14 protein-coding genes are annotated in these 16,811 nt (G+C 73.4%); 4 read left to right on the top strand and 10 right to left on the bottom strand.

The window, feature by feature from the left end:
• Positions 1-120: 120 nt before the first annotated feature.
• Positions 121-957, bottom strand: coding sequence for a GntR family transcriptional regulator (locus tag ACFXAE_RS06750; protein ID WP_384709042.1), 837 nt, complete (start codon positions 955-957; stop codon positions 121-123).
• Positions 958-1,124: 167 nt separating this feature from the next.
• On the opposite strand from ACFXAE_RS06750, the gene ACFXAE_RS06745 reads away from it, so the two are divergent.
• Positions 1,125-1,985 (top strand): (2Fe-2S)-binding protein, encoded by an 861-nt coding sequence (locus tag ACFXAE_RS06745; RefSeq protein WP_384709039.1) that lies wholly within the window; start codon positions 1,125-1,127, stop codon positions 1,983-1,985.
• A 305-nt stretch (positions 1,986-2,290) separates the two neighbouring features.
• Positions 2,291-3,334 carry a DUF2637 domain-containing protein gene (locus ACFXAE_RS06740; protein ID WP_384709036.1) on the top strand — a complete coding sequence of 348 codons (1,044 nt, stop codon included), beginning with the start codon at positions 2,291-2,293 and terminating at the stop codon, positions 3,332-3,334.
• 37 nt (positions 3,335-3,371) lie between these two features.
• Here ACFXAE_RS06740 and ACFXAE_RS06735 read toward each other — a convergent pair whose 3' ends face one another.
• Both ACFXAE_RS06735 and ACFXAE_RS06730 read right to left on the bottom strand, forming a co-directional pair.
• Positions 3,372-3,773: an ATP-binding protein gene (locus ACFXAE_RS06735; protein ID WP_384709077.1), complete on the bottom strand. Its 402-nt coding sequence runs from the start codon at positions 3,771-3,773 to the stop codon at positions 3,372-3,374.
• A 214-nt stretch (positions 3,774-3,987) separates the two neighbouring features.
• A complete protein-coding gene (locus ACFXAE_RS06730; RefSeq protein ID WP_384709033.1) occupies positions 3,988-4,608 on the bottom strand; it encodes a hypothetical protein in 621 nt (206 codons plus the stop codon).
• Between the two features lie 191 nt (positions 4,609-4,799).
• Here ACFXAE_RS06730 and ACFXAE_RS06725 point away from each other — a divergent pair, with 191 nt between their 5' ends.
• A complete protein-coding gene (locus ACFXAE_RS06725; RefSeq protein ID WP_384709030.1) occupies positions 4,800-6,467 on the top strand; it encodes a helix-turn-helix domain-containing protein in 1,668 nt (555 codons plus the stop codon).
• 6 nt (positions 6,468-6,473) lie between these two features.
• On the opposite strand, the gene ACFXAE_RS06720 is transcribed toward ACFXAE_RS06725, so the two are convergent.
• Both ACFXAE_RS06720 and ACFXAE_RS06715 read right to left on the bottom strand, forming a co-directional pair.
• On the bottom strand, positions 6,474-8,216 hold the full coding sequence (locus ACFXAE_RS06720) for a pyruvate dehydrogenase (protein WP_384709027.1): 1,743 nt from the start codon (positions 8,214-8,216) through the stop codon (positions 6,474-6,476).
• Between the two features lie 66 nt (positions 8,217-8,282).
• Complete coding sequence (locus ACFXAE_RS06715; protein WP_384709024.1) at positions 8,283-9,746, bottom strand: protein phosphatase 2C domain-containing protein; 1,464 nt, start codon at positions 9,744-9,746, stop codon at positions 8,283-8,285.
• A 171-nt stretch (positions 9,747-9,917) separates the two neighbouring features.
• Between ACFXAE_RS06715 and ACFXAE_RS06710 the strand changes: the two genes are divergently transcribed.
• Positions 9,918-10,400 (top strand): DUF456 domain-containing protein, encoded by a 483-nt coding sequence (locus ACFXAE_RS06710; RefSeq protein WP_384709021.1) that lies wholly within the window; start codon positions 9,918-9,920, stop codon positions 10,398-10,400.
• An 18-nt stretch (positions 10,401-10,418) separates the two neighbouring features.
• Here ACFXAE_RS06710 and ACFXAE_RS06705 read toward each other — a convergent pair whose 3' ends face one another.
• The 5 genes from ACFXAE_RS06705 to ACFXAE_RS06685 all read right to left on the bottom strand — a co-directional run bounded on the left by ACFXAE_RS06705 (position 10,419) and on the right by ACFXAE_RS06685 (position 16,769).
• On the bottom strand, positions 10,419-10,910 hold the full coding sequence (locus ACFXAE_RS06705; protein WP_384709019.1) for a methylated-DNA--[protein]-cysteine S-methyltransferase: 492 nt from the start codon (positions 10,908-10,910) through the stop codon (positions 10,419-10,421).
• Positions 10,910-12,352, bottom strand: a complete 1,443-nt coding sequence (locus tag ACFXAE_RS06700; RefSeq protein ID WP_384709016.1) for a DNA-3-methyladenine glycosylase 2 family protein — start codon at positions 12,350-12,352, stop codon at positions 10,910-10,912. Before ACFXAE_RS06700 ends, ACFXAE_RS06705 begins: the two co-directional genes overlap by 1 nt.
• Positions 12,353-12,361: 9 nt before the next feature.
• Positions 12,362-13,459 (bottom strand): ribosome small subunit-dependent GTPase A, encoded by a 1,098-nt coding sequence (gene rsgA, locus ACFXAE_RS06695; RefSeq protein ID WP_384709013.1) that lies wholly within the window; start codon positions 13,457-13,459, stop codon positions 12,362-12,364.
• A 276-nt stretch (positions 13,460-13,735) separates the two neighbouring features.
• The gene (locus tag ACFXAE_RS06690; RefSeq protein WP_384709010.1) at positions 13,736-15,211 is read right to left on the bottom strand and encodes a cellulose binding domain-containing protein; all 1,476 of its coding nucleotides are present in this window, start codon (positions 15,209-15,211) and stop codon (positions 13,736-13,738) included.
• Between the two features lie 235 nt (positions 15,212-15,446).
• Positions 15,447-16,769: a radical SAM protein gene (locus ACFXAE_RS06685; protein WP_384709007.1), complete on the bottom strand. Its 1,323-nt coding sequence runs from the start codon at positions 16,767-16,769 to the stop codon at positions 15,447-15,449.
• Positions 16,770-16,811: the final 42 nt, after the last annotated feature.

Here is a 16,811-nt window from a genome sequence, read left to right as displayed (position 1 = left end):
TCCTCAAACGCCGGACGGGCCGACTTCCAGCCCTTCCGGCGTTTGAGGAGCGGGGGTCCGGGGGCAGCGCCCCCGGGGTCGGGACGGGAAGGGGCGGCGGGGGCGAAAAACCCGGCACCCTCACACCGCCCCGTTGAAATGTTCCCCCACCAACGAGCGCACCACATCGAAATCCCCCGCGATCAACGCGTCCAGCAGCGCCGTGTGCTCATGGGCGTCGGCCACCAGCTCCGCCCGCCCACGCCCACCGGGAACACCACCCACCAGCGGCCACTGGGCACGCCGATGAAGATCCTCGGCGATGCGGACCAACTGCTCGTTGCCGGCCAGGGCGAGCACCGCCCGATGAAAGGCACGATCCGCCTCGGCGTACGTCGCCCGGCACCCGGAGGACGCCGCACGGACCGTGGCCTCGGCGAGCGGCCGCAGTTCGGCCCAGCGCTCGGCCGGCACGGTCCGCGCCAGCCGCATCATCACCGGAACCTCGATCAGCGCCCGGATCTCGGCGAGCTCGGCCAGTTCCCGCGCGCCCCGCTCGACGACCCGGAACCCCCGGTTGGGCACGACCTCCACCGCGCCCTCCAGCGTGAGCTGCTGCATGGCCTCCCGCACGGGCGTGGCGGAGACACCGAACCGCTCCGCCAGCACGGGCGCGGAGTACACCTCGCCGGGCCGCAGGTCACCCGTCACCAGCGCGGTGCGCAGGGCGTCGAGGACCTGTCCGCGCACGGAGGACCGCTGGACGGCGGGCCGGGGCCGGGGAAGAGCGGGCTCGCCGTGCGTATGCTCACCGCGCGCGCCACCGCCGTCGTCGGCACGGCTCGGCCGATCACGCCGGTCACGCTCCCGGTCGGCGTCCGGCCCCGCCGGTTGCGCGGGCACCCGGAAACGGCCCGTGGCGGCCGGGCCGGTCACCGCGTTCCCCGTCGCTGCGGAGCCCTGCGTGCCCTGCTTCACAAGGTCCTCCTGCGGACGTTTCGGTACTTGAGGTCATTACGGCGGGTTGTCACCTGTCCGTCAAGCACCATAAGCGCACAGGGGCGCCGGTTCACATCGCCACCATGTTCGGTAAGGTGAGCCTTACCTTTATCGCCCTGCTCCTCGAGACGTGAAGGGGTGGCTCCATGCCCGTGCCCGGTTCGGCCGTCACGGACGCGTACGCCCGCCTGGCGGAGGTGTTCCCCGCCCTGGACATCACCGAACTCGGCACCGGCGAGGCGGCGCCCCGGGGCGGCGGCTGGGTCGCCGCGTCGGGGCTCGCCGAGGGCGGGACCGAGCTGGAGCGGTTCCTCGCCTGGGACGACACCCAGGTGCTGCGGGACTACGGGCAGCAGGGCCGTCCGGACGTGATCGCCAGTTTCGGTCTGCACCGCTACGCCTGGCCCGCCTGTCTGCTGATCACCGTGCCGTGGTTCCTGCACCGCCGCGTGCCGCGCTACCCCGTGACGCACGTCTCGTTCGAGCGCACCACCGCCGGCCCCGCCGTGGGCCGCATGGCCGTACGACCCGACGGCTTCGCCTGCCTGCCCGGCGACCCCGCCGCCGCGCTGCCCGGCGCCCGCGTGGTGCCCGACGAGGAGGCGTTGCGGGCGGAGGTGCGCGAGGCGGTCGCCCAGCACCTCGAACCCGTGCTGGCCGGTTTCGGCCCCCGGATGCGGCGCCGCGGCCGGGCCCTGTGGGGCATGGCGACCGACGAGATCGTCGAGAGCCTGCGGTACGTCTCCCAGCTGCTCGGCGAGGAGGAGCGGGGGCTGCGGGAGCTGGAGCTGCTGCTGCCGGGCGCGACCATGCCGTACGTCGGCGCGGCGGCCTTCCGCCGGCCGGCCGGACCCGACGGGGAGCCCGCGCCCGTCACCCGGGACCGGGTCAGCTGCTGCATGTTCTACACCCTGCGCCCCGAGGACATCTGCGCCACCTGCCCGCGCACCTGCGCCGCCGGGCGGACGGCCGGGCGGGCCACCGCCCTGGTTGCGCAGGCGAGTTGACACCGCGTCGGGCAGCGGCACCCCGTCCGGTGCGTAAGATCATCCGTTGAGCACGCCGCAGAGGTCACAGGGGCTTCACGATTCCCTCACCCGTCGCGGGAACTTTCCGCGGAACCGCCCGTACGGGTAGTCTTATTCGAACTCAACTCCCGCCCCTCACGCGGCAGTTCGAGCAGAACGCCGCCCTGGGCACCCCCCTCGCACTTCCTTGGCGGCCTCTTGCCCCGAAACCCCCTGAGGACCGCTGGGATTGGGCCACTATGGCGGGCGTTACACGCCCTATCCCAATGCAAGGGACCCCTTAGATGAGACTGACCGACATATCGCTGAACTGGCTGCTTCCGGGCGTCGTGCTGCTCCTGGGCATGCTGACGGCGGTGGCGGTGCTGGCGCGCGGGAAGCGCTCCTCGGTCAAGAGCACGAGCGCGGACGACTCGTGGGAGCGCAGCGAGGAGCGCCGCAGGCGCAAGGAGGCCCTTTACGGCACCGTCTCCTACGTTCTCCTGTTCTGCTGTGCGGCGGTGGCCGCCGCGCTCTCCTTCCACGGACTGGTCGGCTTCGGCGAACAGAACCTCGGACTGTCCGGCGGCTGGCAGTACCTCGTCCCCTTCGGCCTGGACGGCGCGGCGATGTTCTGCTCGGTGCTCGCCGTGCGCGAGGCCAGCCACGGTGACGCGGCCCTCGGCTCGCGCATACTCGTGTGGACGTTCGCCTTCGCCGCGGCCTGGTTCAACTGGGTGCACGCTCCCCGGGGCATCGGACACGCGGGCGCCCCGCACTTCTTCGCGGGCATGTCCCTGTCGGCGGCGGTCCTGTTCGACCGCGCGCTGAAGCAGACCCGCCGGGCCGCCCTGCGCGAACAGGGCCTGGTGCCGCGCCCGTTGCCGCAGATCCGTATCGTCCGCTGGCTGCGCGCCCCCCGTGAGACCTACGGGGCCTGGTCGCTGATGCTGCTGGAGAACGTGCGCAGCCTCGACGAGGCGGTCGAGGAAGTGCGCGAGGACAAGGTCCGCAAGGACGCGGCGAAGCAGCGCAGGCGTGACCAGCAGCGTATGGAGCGGGCCCGGCTGAAGGCGATCAGCCGTGGCCACCGCGGTCTCGTGGGCCGGGGCGGCGGACGCGAACTGGAGGCGCCCACGGTGGAGCGCGACTCCGACCTGGTCTCCGCGGAGCCTGCCATATCGGCGCCGGAGGCCCTGCCCGTCCGCTCGCGTCCCTCCCTGCAGCCGGTACGCACCGGCGCTGACCCGAAGACCGTCGACCTCACCGCCGAGGACGACACCCAGGCCCTGCCGCGCCTGGACTCCCTGGAGCGCAAGCTCAAGGACCTGGAGCAGCAGTTCGGCTGACGCCCTGCCGCGGCCTGAAGGGTGCGGTCCGCACCCTTCAGGCCGCGGCCGCGTCGAGTTCGAACCAGACGGACTTGCCCACCCGGTGCTTCCTGACGCCCCATCCGTCGGCGAGGGACTCGACCAGCACCAGGCCCCTTCCGTGCGTGCCGTCGTCGGTGCTCGGTGCCCGCGGCCGGGGCTCCCGGTCCACGAAGTCCCGTACCTCGACCCGCAGTCCACGGGGCCCGACGGTGGCCGTCAGGACCGCCTCGTGGTCGGTGTGGACGAGCGCGTTGGTGACGAGTTCGCTGGTGAGCAGTTCCGCGACCTCGGAGCGCCCCGGTGTCCCCCAGTGCCTGAGCAGTTCCCGCAGCGCCCTGCGGGACTCGGGCACCGCCCGCAGATCCGCCCGGCCCAGTGTGCGCCTCAGCCGATCCGCCGAAGCCTGACTCTTCATGACCCCCGCCCGCGTACCGATGTCGATCCCCCTGTGCTCGAACACCTTCACGGGAATCCTTGCCCGGTCACCCACACGCCAGTCATGCCGGACGGTCACGAACGGTAGTTGGCCGAAGTTCGATGGCCATCCAAACGCGCGGGGCCGTCCTCCCGACCCCCGTGGCGAGAGGACGACCCCGGCTTCTCATGGTGGTCGTGGCGGCCGTGCGGCCTCAGTACAGCTTGTCGACGGCCTTCGTCGTCGTCTTCTCGAACGCGCCCACCGGGGCGTCACCGAAGTCGCCCATCTGCCCCCAGCCGACGACGGTCACGGTCTTCCCGTCGCGTCCGACGGACAGCAGGTGGATGTCCGTGGCGCCCCAGGAGGCCTCGGTGTGCAGCCCGTGCACCTTCGCGCCCTCCTCGACCGGCAGTTCGCCGTAGTACCGGCCCGTGGCCTCGACGTCCGGGTGGGACTGCTCGATCCGGTCGGCGCAGGTACGGATCTCCTCGTCCAGCAGGGCGGCCAGCGCCTTGCCCTTGGCGGCGGAGCCCGTGACGACGGTGACCTGTACGGCGCCGGTGTCCAGGTCGGTGTGGAAGACGCGGTGCCGGTAGTCGTACGCGGGTACGCCCTCGCCCAGGCAGTAGGCGAGTTCCACCGGGAAGCCGTCGGCGACCGGGCCCGCCGTCCAGGCCGACGACGGGTGCGGGGGGAGCTCGGAGGCCGCGAGGAACGTGGGCGGGGCGGCCTTCCGCGGCGCGGCGCCGGCCGGCGCGGTGAGTGCCGTGCCGAGGGCGAGGGCGGCGACGGTCAGCGCCGTGAGGGTGGTGGCGCGGGTGCGCATGGGCATGGAGGTCCCCCGTGAGGTGTGCGTGATGGAATGACGAGGCGGTGAGCCGTGACGGCCCGGACGGTCCGTCACGGCGGCCGTCGGGGCGGTTCGCGGCACCAAGAGCATCAGCCGTCTCAGGAGGCGGGCGCAAGCGTCGTCGCCGGTTTCGCCGGCATGGAACCATCCCAGCCCGTCTGACGTGCAGGTACATGGGGTGCCTGGGATACCGTCCCAGGACCCGGCCGAGGTCATACGAGTGCGGGGTGACGGTGTCGGCACAGGACGACGTGGCTGAGTTCGCGGCGCTGCTGCGGAAGCTGAAGGAACGTACGGACCGCAGTTACGGCTCGCTGGCCCGCCGCCTCGGCATGAACACCTCGACGCTGCACCGCTACTGCGCGGGCGAGGCGGTCCCCGTCGACTTCGCGCCCGTGGAGCGCTTCGCCGCCCTGTGCGGCGCGTCGAGGGCGGAACGCGTGGACCTCCACCACCGCTGGCTCCGCGCGGTGGAGGCACGCCGACGTCCGCGCGCGGCACCCGGTTCGGCCGGGGCGGACGCGGTGCCGGTCTCCGGCTCCGGCGAACAGCGCACCGCGCCGTGGGAACGGACGAACGGCGGCGCCCCCACCGCTCCGGAAGCAGAGCGCGCCACCCCCGAGGAGCCGGCTGCCGGGGAGGGTGCGCCCGACGATGTCGCCGGTGGGCCGCCGGCCGACGGGCTCGGCGGCCGACCCGCCGGGCACGGTGCCGTCGACGGCCCGAACACGGTCGGTACCCCGGTCCGGGGAGCCACCGCCGGCACCCCGGACCGGCACGTCTCGGCCGTCGACGGCCCGCACGCGGCTGCCACCCCGGCACGGCAGACCACCCGGTCCCCCGGGTCCGCGGGTCCCCCCTCGGGCGACGGGGATGTGACGAGTGGGCCGTTGGACGAAGGGGCGGGGCATCGGCGGCCCTGGTACCGGCGGCACAAGCGGGTCGCCGTCGCCCTGGCCGCCGTTTGCGCGCTGCTCGCGACCGTGGGGAGCCTGTCCGCGCTGCCGGACGGGCGGAGACCGTCCGCCGAGCGGGGAACCACCGCCGCGTCCCCGAGCACGTCCGCGACGACCGGTCCCACCGCGCCGCGCAGTCGCACGCCCTCGTCCACCCCGTCCGCCTCGGGCTCCACGACACCGGAGGAACGCTCCGCCTCCCCCGGACCGCGACGGAGCACCTCCTCCCCCGCCGCGGCTCCGGCGGGCTCCGCGCCCGTCGTGGCACCGCCGCTCACCTGGTCCGCCGACTCGCAGGCCTGGGCGTACGGATGCGGGCACGACTACGTCGTGGCCAAGCCGCCGGAGCAGGTCCCGCCGCCGCCGGTCCCGCAGGACGCCGGGGTCTGGGCGACGACGCAGTCGGCCGTGCACGGGGGCGAGACGCTGGTGGAGCTGTCGGTGCAGGGCACGTCCGACACGGCCGTCGTCCTCACCGCGCTGCGCGTCCGCGTGGCCGGCCGCGCCGGCCCCGCGCCGGGGAACGCGTACGCCATGGACCAGGGCTGCGGCGGCGCGCTCACCCCGCGGTACTTCGACGTGGACCTGGACAAGGACCGGCCCATCGCCCGCGCGGTCGCCGGGAACGACGCCGGTACGCCGATCCCGGCCGTGCGGATGCCCTACCGGGTCTCCGCGAGCGACCCGGAGGTGCTGCTGGTCACCGCCCGGACCGCGCACTGCGACTGCCGCTGGTACCTGGAGCTGGACTGGTCCTCGCAGGGCCGTACCGGCACGGTCCGTATCGACGACCGGGGCCGCCCGTTCCGCACCAGCGGCATCGAGGGCCTGCCCCACTACGAGTACGACACCTCGGCACGCGGCTGGAGGCCCCGGGCACAGTGAACCCCCCTACGGCCGGGGCACGTTGCGCAGGTTGGAGCGGGCCATCTGGAGCATCCGGCCGACGCCTCCGTCCAGCACGATCTTGGAGGCGGACAGGGCGAAACCGGTCACCATCTCCTTGCTGATCTTCGGCGGAATGGACAGCGCGTTGGGGTCGGTGACGATGTCGACGAGGGCCGGACCCTTGTGCCTGAACGCGGACTTCAGCGCCCCGGCGAGCTCCTTCGGCTTCTCCACCCGCACCCCGTGGGCGCCGCACGCGCGGGCGACGGCGGCGAAGTCGGGGTTCTTCAGGGCGGTGCCGTGCGAGGGCAGTCCGGCGACCAGCATCTCCAACTCGACCATACTCAGCGAGGAGTTGTTGAACAGGACCACCTTCACCGGCAGGTCGTACTGCACCAGGGTGAGGAAGTCCCCCATCATCATGGTGAATCCGCCGTCGCCGGACATCGACACGACCTGCCGGCCGCGGTCGGTGAACTGCGCCCCGATCGCCATCGGCAGCGCGTTCGCCATCGAGCCGTGGGAGAAGGAACCGATCACCCGGCGGCGGCCGTTGGGCGAGATGTAGCGGGCCGCCCAGACGTTGCACATGCCGGTGTCGACGGTGAACACCGCGTCGTCGTCGGCCATGTCGTCCAGTACGGACGCCACGTACTCGGGGTGGATCGGCACATGCTTCTCCACCTTCCGCGTGTACGCCTTCACCACCCCCTCCAGCGCGTCCGTGTGCTTCTTCAGCATCCGGTCGAGGAACTTCCGGTTGTCCTTGGTGCGGACCCGTGGTGTCAGACAGCGCAGCGTCTCCTTCACATCGCCCCACACCGCGAGGTCGAGCTTCGAGCGCCGGCCGAGGTTCTCGGGCCGCACGTCGACCTGGACGATTCGCACGTCGTCGGGGAGGAAGGCGCTGTACGGGAAGTCCGTGCCGAGCAGGATCAGCAGATCGCACTCGTGGGTGGCCTCGTACGCGGCGCCGTAGCCGAGCAGCCCGCTCATGCCGACGTCGTACGGGTTGTCGTACTGGATCCACTCCTTGCCGCGCAGGGCGTGCCCGACCGGGGACTTGATCTTGCTCGCGAACTCCATGACCTCGGCGTGCGCGCCCTTCGTGCCGGCGCCGCAGAACAGGGTGACCTTCTCGGCCTCGTCGATCATGTCGACGAGGCGGTCGAGCTCGGCGTCTCCGGGGCGGACCGTGGGCCGGGAGGTGACGAGGGCGGTCTCGACGGGCTTCTCGGGGGCGGCGTGGTCGGCGATGTCGCCCGGGAGGGTGACGACGCTGACGCCGGAGCGGCCGACGGCGTGCTGGATGGCGGTCTGCAGCAGCCGGGGCATCTGCTGCGGGCTGGAGATCATCTCGCTGTAGTGGCTGCACTCGCGGAACAGCTGCTCGGGATGGGTCTCCTGGAAGTAGCCGAGGCCGATCTCGCTGGACGGGATGTGGGAGGCGAGGGCGAGGACCGGGGCCATGGAACGGTGGGCGTCGTACAGCCCGTTGATGAGGTGGAGGTTGCCGGGCCCGCAGGAGCCGGCGCAGGCACCCAGGCGGCCGGTGATCTGGGCCTCGGCGCCGGCGGCGAAGGCGGCGGTCTCCTCGTGGCGGACGTGGATCCAGTCGATGGCGGCGTTGCGGCGCACGGCGTCGACGACGGGGTTGAGGCTGTCGCCGACGACGCCGTAGAGGCGTTTGACTCCCGCGCGGGTGAGGATGTCGACGAACTGTTCCGCGACGTTCTGTTTGGCCATGGCTTCCGTCTGCCCCTCGGGTGTCGAAGATGCCTGACGGGTTCCATGAATTCACACCGGCAGCGCTCACGCCTCCCAAACGGCGACGGCCGTACGGTCGTCCGCGTATCCCTTGACCCGTACCTGGGTGTCGGCGAGGAACGCGGCGAGGCCGGGCGGCTCGGGGCGGGACCACCGGTCGGCGAGGTGCGCGCGGAGCTCCCGTTCGCCGCGCAGGGGGTCGGCGAGGCCGGTGCCGCACATCAGCAGGGTGTCACCCGGGCGGGCTATGGAGGTGCGGAAGCGGAAGGGTTCGCGGGGTGGTTCGGGGGCGGGCTCGTACGGGCTCGGGGGTGTGGGGATGCCCAGGTCCATGGTGAGGCGGTCGCCGTCGGGGGTCTCGGAGGGCGGCGAGCCGAAACCGACCACGGGTTCGCCCCTGATCTCGGTGGGCTCGGGTTCGATGTCCTGCCATGCGCCGTCCCGCAGCCGGAACAGTCCGCCGGGGCCGACGCCGAAGAAGACCCGGGTGCGGCATTCGGGGTCGGCGGGCAGGAGGAGGCAGCGCAGGGTGGCCGTGTGGGCGTCGGGTTCGAGGCCCTGGTCGGCCGCGCCGGCACGGAGCTTGCCGAGGCTGCGGTCGGTGAGGCGGTGCAGTCCTGACTTGAGGTCGCCGCGCCGGGCGGCCCTGATGTCGTCGACGAGGCGGGCGTGGCTGCGGCCCACCGCCGCGCCGATCCACCGGCAGGCCTCGGCGGCGGCCCGGTGCGCCCCCGGCGCGGTCCGGCCGCCGGTCGCCAGTGCCACGAGGACGAGGGCCTGCTCCCCCGTCCCGAACCGGGCGGTCAGCAGCGCGTCGCGGCGCGGTTCGCCCCGGTAGCGCGCGGAGTCCCCGCGCACGGAGGCGGCGCGCAGGGTGCAGGCGCCGTAGCGGGCCCCGTCCAGCACGGTGTCCGGGACCAGGCCGTCCAGTTCGTCGGGGTCGGCCGGCGGGAGGGCGGTGGGCTCGGCGTCGTAGGTGGGCGGCCGGGATCCCACGTGGGCGGGGGACGGGAGCGGGCCGGGTGGTGGTTCGAGGCGGGAGGCACGGGGGACGGAATCGTCCGCGGGCTCCGGGGCCGGTGGGGCCGTGGGCGGTGGCGGGGGCGCGGCGGGGGTCCAGGGGCCGAAGGCGGTGCCGGAGGTACGGGCGGCCGGGGGCGGTGACGGCTGCGGCTGGGGCGGACGGTCCGTCCCCGGGGGGAAGGTCACCGGGCCCGCGGCCGCGGCGGGCGAGGGTTCCCAGGGGGCGCGGGGCGGGGGGTCCGCGGGCCGTGGCGGGGGGTCCGCCGGTGCGGCGGGGGCGGCCGGACGGGGGCCCGGGACCGTCGGGGCGGGAGGTGAGCCGGCCGGGGCGGGGCCGCCCGCGTCGAGCGTGCCGGACGCCGAGGCGAAGCGGTCGTCCAGGGAATCGGGCGCCGGTACGGGGCCCGTGTCGTCGGTGGCGTCGTCGTACAGCTGCCGCCACCAGTCGTCCTCGGAACTGGTGGGCCTTCCCCCCTGCTGGCTCATGCCACCGATTGTCCACCGCGCGGGCCGGATGAAAACGGGGCATCGGGAAAATCCCCGCTCCGCGGCGCGCCCCGGACGGCCGGTCGGGTGAACGGCGGGACGGCTGTGCGACGGGGGGCGCCGGAGTCGTTCCGTCCTGCGCCGTTCCCCGGCCTCCTGCACTCTGGAGGGATGGGAGCGTGGGACCTCCTGCTCGCCGGACTGGTGCTCCTGCTCGGGCTGTGGGGAGTGCTGCTGCCAGGGGTGCCAGGGTCGTGGCTGGTGTGGGCCGGGGTCCTGTGGTGGGCGCTGAAGGATCCGCGGCCCGTCGCGTGGTGGGTGTGCGTGGGGGCGACCGTCGTGCTGTTCCTGTCGCAGGTGGTGCGCTGGACGCTGCCGCCCCGCCGGCTGCGGGCGGGCGGCGACGACGGCCGGATGCTGGCGTACGCGGGCTGCGGCTCGTTCGCCGGCTTCGTTCTGCTGCCCGTGATCGGCGCGGTCCCGGGCTTCCTTGCCGGGATCTACGTCTTCGAGCGGCTCCGGCTGGGCCGCCACGGCGAGGCGGTCGCGGCGCTGCGCACGGCGCTGCGCTCGGGCGGCTGGAGCGTGCTGACGGAGCTGTTCACCTGCCAGCTGATCGCGGCGGCGTGGCTGGGCGCGGTGTTCTGGGGTTGAAGCCCTCGCCCCCTCGGCTCACGGCCGCAGTACGCCCTCGTGGGTGAGCAGCCGCACCTTGCGTTCCAGCCCGCCGGCGTATCCGGTCAGCGAGCCGTCGGCGCCGATCACCCGGTGGCAGGGACGGACGATGAGCAGCGGGTTCGCGCCGATCGCGCCGCCGACGGCCCGCACGGCGGCGCGGGGCGCTCCGATCCGGGCCGCGATCTCGCCGTAGGACACGGTCGCCCCGTAGGGGACGTCGTCGAGCGCGGCCCACACCTTCTCCCGGAACGGGGTGCCGACGGCGCTCATGGCCAGCCGGAACTCCTTGAGGTCGCCCGCGAAGTACGCGGTGAGCTGCCGCTCGGCCTCGCGGAACGGTCCGGGGTCCCGCCGCCAGTCGTCCGCCGGCGTGCGCCCGCCCTTCTGTCCGGGCACGGACAGCGAGGTCAGCTCGCCGGTCGGGGCGGCGGTGAGCAGCAGCGGTCCGACGGGGCTGTCCGCACGCGTCCAGTACATGGTCATCATTACTCCAACTCCCCTGCGGCGCGCAGGTGGTTCAGGGCGTACGAGCGCCAGGGGCGCCAGGTGTCGGGAACGTCCGGGCCGGGCGGGGCCACGTCCGGGTCGCCGAGCGCGCGGGTGCGGATCCCGGCGATCGTACGGGCGTCGAGGCCGGGGACGGCGGCCAGGGCGTGCCGGGCGTCGTCCCGGTCGGCGCCGGGTCCGAGGCGTACGGTGCCGTCGGCGAGGGCGGCGGTGAGTGCGCCCAGGGTGCCGCCGGGCTCGGCCCCGGCGAGGACGGCGGCCTCGGGGAAGAGGTGGGTGAGGGTGCCGCAGGGGGCGTCGAGCCGCTTGCCGTAACACTCGACCAGCCGTGCGGCCTCGTCGCGGCCCACCAGCGCGCGCACCGCGAGCTCCTCCGGGTCGGCGGCACCCGGTGAGCGCAGTCCGGGCCGGGCGGCGACCAGCGGGGCGAGGCGGGCGTCGGCACCGAGCCGTTCGTCGACGGCGTACGGGTCGGCGTCCAGGTCGAACAGCCGCCGCAGGCGTTGTACGGCGGTGGTCAGATCGCGGGGGTCGGTGAGGTGGACGCGGGCGTCGAGCCAGCCGCCGGGGTGGGCGCCCGGCCCGGTGTGCGGGCGTTCGGCCACGGCGGCGATGCCGGTGCCGTAGGGCAGGCGCAGGGTGCGCCGGTAGGTGCGGGTGCCCGCGCTGCCGCTCACCTCCTCGATGCCGGGGACGGCCTCGCGTTCCAGCAGGTCGAAGACGGGTCCCGCCTGGTACGGGCCGCGGTGGGCGAGCCGCAGGGGGATGCCGGCGGACGGGGTGGCGGTCCGTGCGGCGGCCCGGCCCCGGCGGGGCGCGCAGGCGCGCAGCTCGCTGGGGGTGGTGGCGTACACGGCCCGTACGGTGTCGTTGAACTGCCGCACGCTGGCGAATCCGGAGGCGAAGGCGATCTCGGTGACGGGAAGGCCGGTGGTCTGCAGGAGCACGCGTGCGGCGTGCGCCCGCTGGGCGCGGGCGAGCGCGACGGGCCCGGCGCCGAGCTCGCCGGTGAGCTGGCGCTGCACCTGGCGGGCGCTGTAGCCGAGCCGTGCGGCGAGTCCGGCGACGCCCTCGCGGTCGACGACGCCGTCGGCGATCAGCCGCATGGCCCGGCCGACGACGTCGGCCCGCACGTTCCACTCGGCGGAGCCGGGCACGGCGTCCGGGCGGCAGCGCCGGCAGGCGCGGAACCCGGAGCCCTGCGCGGCGGCGGCGGTCGCGAAGAACCGCACGTTGTGCCGCTTCGGGGTGACGGCGGGGCAGCTGGGCCGGCAGTAGATCCCGGTCGTCTCGACGGCGAAGAAGAACACTCCGTCGAACCGGGCGTCCCGGCTGCGCACCGCCTCGTACCTGCTGTCCTCGTCCTTCACACCGCCCAGTCTCCGCCGGCCGGGGGGTCCCGGCTGGCGGAAATCGGACATGGAGGTGTGTTATCGCAGGCGACCCTGTTGTTTGGCCCTCAGCGCCGCCCTGCCGATGGCGCCCTTGCGCTTCCAGTCCTTGCGGAGCTCCGCGCGGAGCCTGGCGTCGGTCTTGGCGACGATGTACTGGTTCTCCCGGAGCAGCTTGCGGTAGCTCTCCAGGCGGCGCCCCGGCAGGTCACCGGTCTCGACGGCGGCGAGGACCGCGCAGCCCGGTTCGCTCTCGTGGGCGCAGTCGTGGAAACGGCAGTCCCCGGCCAGCTCCTCGATCTCGGCGAACACCTGGCCGACGCCGGTGGAGGCGTCCCACAGGCCGACGCCCCTGAGGCCCGGTGTGTCGATGAGGACTCCCCCGCCGGGCAGCGCCAGCAGGTTGCGGGTGGTCGTGGTGTGGCGGCCCTTGCCGTCGACGTCGCGGATGGCCCGTACGTCCATCACGTCCTCGCCGAGGAGCGCGTTGGCCAGGGTGGACTTGCCCGCTCCCGACTGTCCGAGCAGCACCGATGTACCGCCGGCGACGATCGCGGCGAGGACGTCGAGTCCGTCCCCGTCCTGCGCGCTGACGGTGAGCACGGGCACGCCCGGTGCGCTGGTCTCGACGTCCTGGACGAGGTGGGCGCGGGTCACCGCGTCCGGCACGAGGTCGGCCTTGGTGAGGACGACCACCGGCTGTGCCCCGGATTCCCAGGCGAGCGCGAGGAAGCGTTCGATCCGGGCCAGGTCGAGTTCGGCGGCGAGGGAGACGGCGACGACGGCGTGGTCGACGTTGGCGGCGAGGATCTGTCCCTCGGACCGCTTGGAGGAGGTGGAGCGCACGAAGGCGGTACGGCGCGGCAGGTACGTACGTACGTACCGCGGGTTCCCGCCGGGTTCGACGGCGACCCAGTCGCCCGTGCACACGACCCGCAGGGGGTCGTGCGGGGTGACGAACGCGGTGTCGGCCCGCAGGGTGCCGCCGGCGGTGACGACGTCGCACTGGCCGCGGTCGACCCGGATCACGCGTCCGGGCAGCAGCCCTTCCGCGTCGTAGGGGGCGAACTCGTCCGCCCAGGCGTCGTCCCAGCCGTAGGGGGCGAGCGCGGAGGAAACGGAGGTGGTGGAACTCAAGGGGGTGACCCTTCAGGTGGGTGGCCCCGGCGGCCGCGCGTACGCGGACGGGAAAGGGTTCAGCCGGTGGCCACGGAGGTGGACGTGATGGGTTCCTGCATGTGGGCAGCGCCCGGCGCAATGACAGCCATCGGTCGACACCTCCTCACTCCACGAACGGTCCGGTACGGCGGCGCACGGCCACCGCGTGATCTGTGGTCACAGTAGCCCGCGGTCGCCCCGGCCCGTCAACTTGTTTTTCCGGGCTCCCGCGTCCTGTCCTTCCGGGCTCCCGCGTCACACCGTCGCGCAGGCGCGGCCGTTGAGCGTGAAGCCGGACGGCGGGTGGTTCGCGCCGTCCCGGGACGCGAGGAAGCCGAAGGCGAGTTTCCCGCCGGCGGCGACCGACTTGTTGTAGTCGGCGGCGGTGGCGGTGACCCGGGGGCCGTCCTGGTGCGGCGAGGCGTCCCACATCTGGGTGACCCGCTGGCCGTCGGGGAAGGTGAAGCCGACCCGCCAGGAGGCGAGGGGGTCCCGTGTGGTGACGGTGACGGTGGCCTGGAAGCCGTCGGGCCACTCGTTGACCAGGTCGTAGCCGACCCGGCAGGCGGCCGGCTCGCTGCGGGCGGTGGTTTCGGGCGCGGCGGTGGCGGAGGAGGTGCCCTGCGGTCCGGGGTCGGGGTCCTTCCGGTCCGGGGTGCGCTCGGGGGACGGTTCCGGGGAGCCCGCGGAGGCTTCACCGGGAGAGACCGTGGGCGCGGAGGGCAGGGAGGGTCCGGGGTCGGCCACCGGTTGCCGGTCGGCGTCCGGGCGTGCGGCGCCCTCGTCGGACGTGTCACCGAACGGCATCAGGGAGACCGCGAGCGCGAGGAGGGAGACCAGGAGGGCGGCGACCAGCAGACCGTGCCGGGCGACGCGCGTCCTGTCCGTGCCGTCCGCCGGGTCGCCGCCGTCCGCGTCGGTCCGGTCCGGGCGACCGGCCCCGAGCCGTACCTCGGCGGCGCGGCGGCGGCGTTCCAGATAGGCGAGGCCGCCCCAGCCGATCACCCCGCCGGCCAGCGCGCCGGGCAGTCCGCCGCCGTGCAGTCGCAGACAGGCGGCGGCCTCGGCGCACCGGTGGCAGGTGGCGAGGTGCCGGGAGAGGTCGTCGGGGGTGTCCGCGGCGGGCGAGCGGGTGACGGCGTCGAGGAGCCGGGCGTAGCTGCGGCACTCGGCGTCCAGGGGCGAGTCGAGGTGGTTGCGGTGGCAGCGGTCCCGGAACAGGCGGCCCACCTGCGCGAGTTCGTCGGCCGCGGTGGCGGGGTCGAGGCCGAGCCGGCGGGCCACCAGGGGCAGCGGCAGAGCCTCCGCCTCGGCCAGCCAGAGCAGTTCGGCGTCCGCGGGCTGCAGATCGCGCAGTCCGCGCAGGGCGACCGGGCGTTCCAGTGGCGGGCCGGTGTAGCGGGCGGCCTTGTCGGAGTGGAGCCACAGCCGCAGATCGGGGTCGAGCTTGTGCCCCTGCCCCGCCTCTTCCCAGGTGGCCGCCGTGCTGCGAACGGCGGTCAGCAGCAGGGGTATCCGGGGCAGCCTGGTGGAACGGCGGCTGTAGCCGCGGGTGGTGCTCGACTCCGCCTCGCGCAGCTCCCGTATGCCCTGGGCGAAGGCCTCGCGGGCCAGTTCCGCCGCGGCGGCGGACCCGGCTGTGCACAGGTCGGCGTAGGAGAGCGCCGCGTCCCAGCACTCGGTGAACAGCGCCGCCTCGGTGGCGTCCTGGGGGCTCGGCAGGTCGGGCATGAGACTCCCGCATCACGAACGAGGTCAACTCGCCATAAGGGCAGTGGAGTTGGGGAAACCTCGCGGCAGTGGCCGAGTTTTTCACGTCCCCGACACAACTGACAAGCGCTTCCCTCACTTTCCGTGTCGGAACCGCGACCCCTCGCAGGGACCATACGCACGGAAGGCCGGAACGTCTCGGTTCCGGCCTTCCGCGTCTTCCGCTTCTTCCCCAAGGGGCGCCGACCCCGGTGGCTCAGACCGCCTCGGCGGGCTCCTGTGCCGGGAGGCTGTCCATGAAGGAGCTGACGGAGAACACCGCCTTGCCGGGTCCGGGCGGGCCGTAGCCGGGGGGCGAGGACAGGCCGAAGTCCTCCATGGTCTGCCGGTACGCCTGGAGCAGCCGGATGTGGTACTCCAGCGGCGCACCCTGCGGGTTGGCCTTGCCGAGCGGGGTGGTGGGCTCCGGGCACCAGGTGGTGAAGCGGGGCGTGATGCCGTGCGACATGAAGAAGCGCAGGCCCTCGGTGGTGGAGGCGATGGCCTCGTCGACCGTCTTGAAGCCGAAGGGCTCGGCCATCTCCACGCCGGCGACGAAGTTGGGGATCACGTTGCGCGCGCCGAAGATCTCCGCGGAGTCGAGGATCCGCCGGTGCCACTCGTCACGGCCGACGTAGCGCTCCTTGCCGGGGCAGTACATCTTGAACAGGTACTCGTCCCACACCTCGTAGTTGGGGTGGTAGATCTGCACGCCGTAGTCCTTGAAGCGCTGTACGTCGTCCCTGGGCAGCGCCTGGGCGACGACCTTGCCGATCCAGCGGCCGGGGAAGCGCTCCTCGATGGCCTTGGCGTAGTGGCCGTAGAAGTCGGCCTCGTCGCGTCCGGAGACCGTCTTGGTGATGGCGCCGCCGGTGAGGGTGTAGGCCGTGGAGACCTTCGCGGTGTCGTACCGGTCGATGATCTCCAGGGCCTCCAGGACCTCCTCGACGTCCTTCACCCCGGTGTAGGGCCGGCCGGCCGCCTTGTGCTGGCGCCAGTTGTGATTGATGTCGCAGTACTGGCACTCCTCCTTGGCGCCGAAGTACTGGCAGACCCGGAAGACGGTCAGATAGATCAGGTAGCCCCACTGGATGGTGGGGGCGACCTCCATGACCGACTTCCCGTTGGACAGGGTGTGCCGGTAGTACTCGGGCATGGGCGGCACGCCGACGTCCGAGATCCGCTTGCCGTCGAGGTAGAGGCCGAGCACGCCGTGCTCGTCGGCGGCGACGCGGTAGGGGGAGGCCGGGTTCACGCGGACGGACACGACCGTACGGCGCAGGTCGTACGGGCCGCCGGTGAGGATGATCTCCTCCGGCGGGCGGCGCAGCGCGGCCTCGCCCAGCTCGGGCAGGGTGCCGTGGTCGAAGGAGAAGATGAAGTACGACTTCGGTTTGACCTCGCCGTTCTCGTTGTCGCTGAGCGCGGACGGGTCGAAGGCCACACCGCCGCGCAGCAGGTCCTCCTTGAAGACGGCTTCGCGCGGCACGTGCGGGAACCGCTCCATCAGATCCTCGACCAGCGCGGTACGGCTGCCCATCCCGTTGTTCTCCTCCCGGTTCGGACGTACGACTCCTCACGG

The organism is Streptomyces sp. NPDC059454 (assembly GCF_042749965.1).
In the GTDB taxonomy this organism is placed as follows: Bacteria; Actinomycetota; Actinomycetes; order Streptomycetales; family Streptomycetaceae; genus Streptomyces.
Note: the sequence above shows the minus strand (reverse complement) of the source record. Positions and strands in the feature narration are given on the sequence as shown.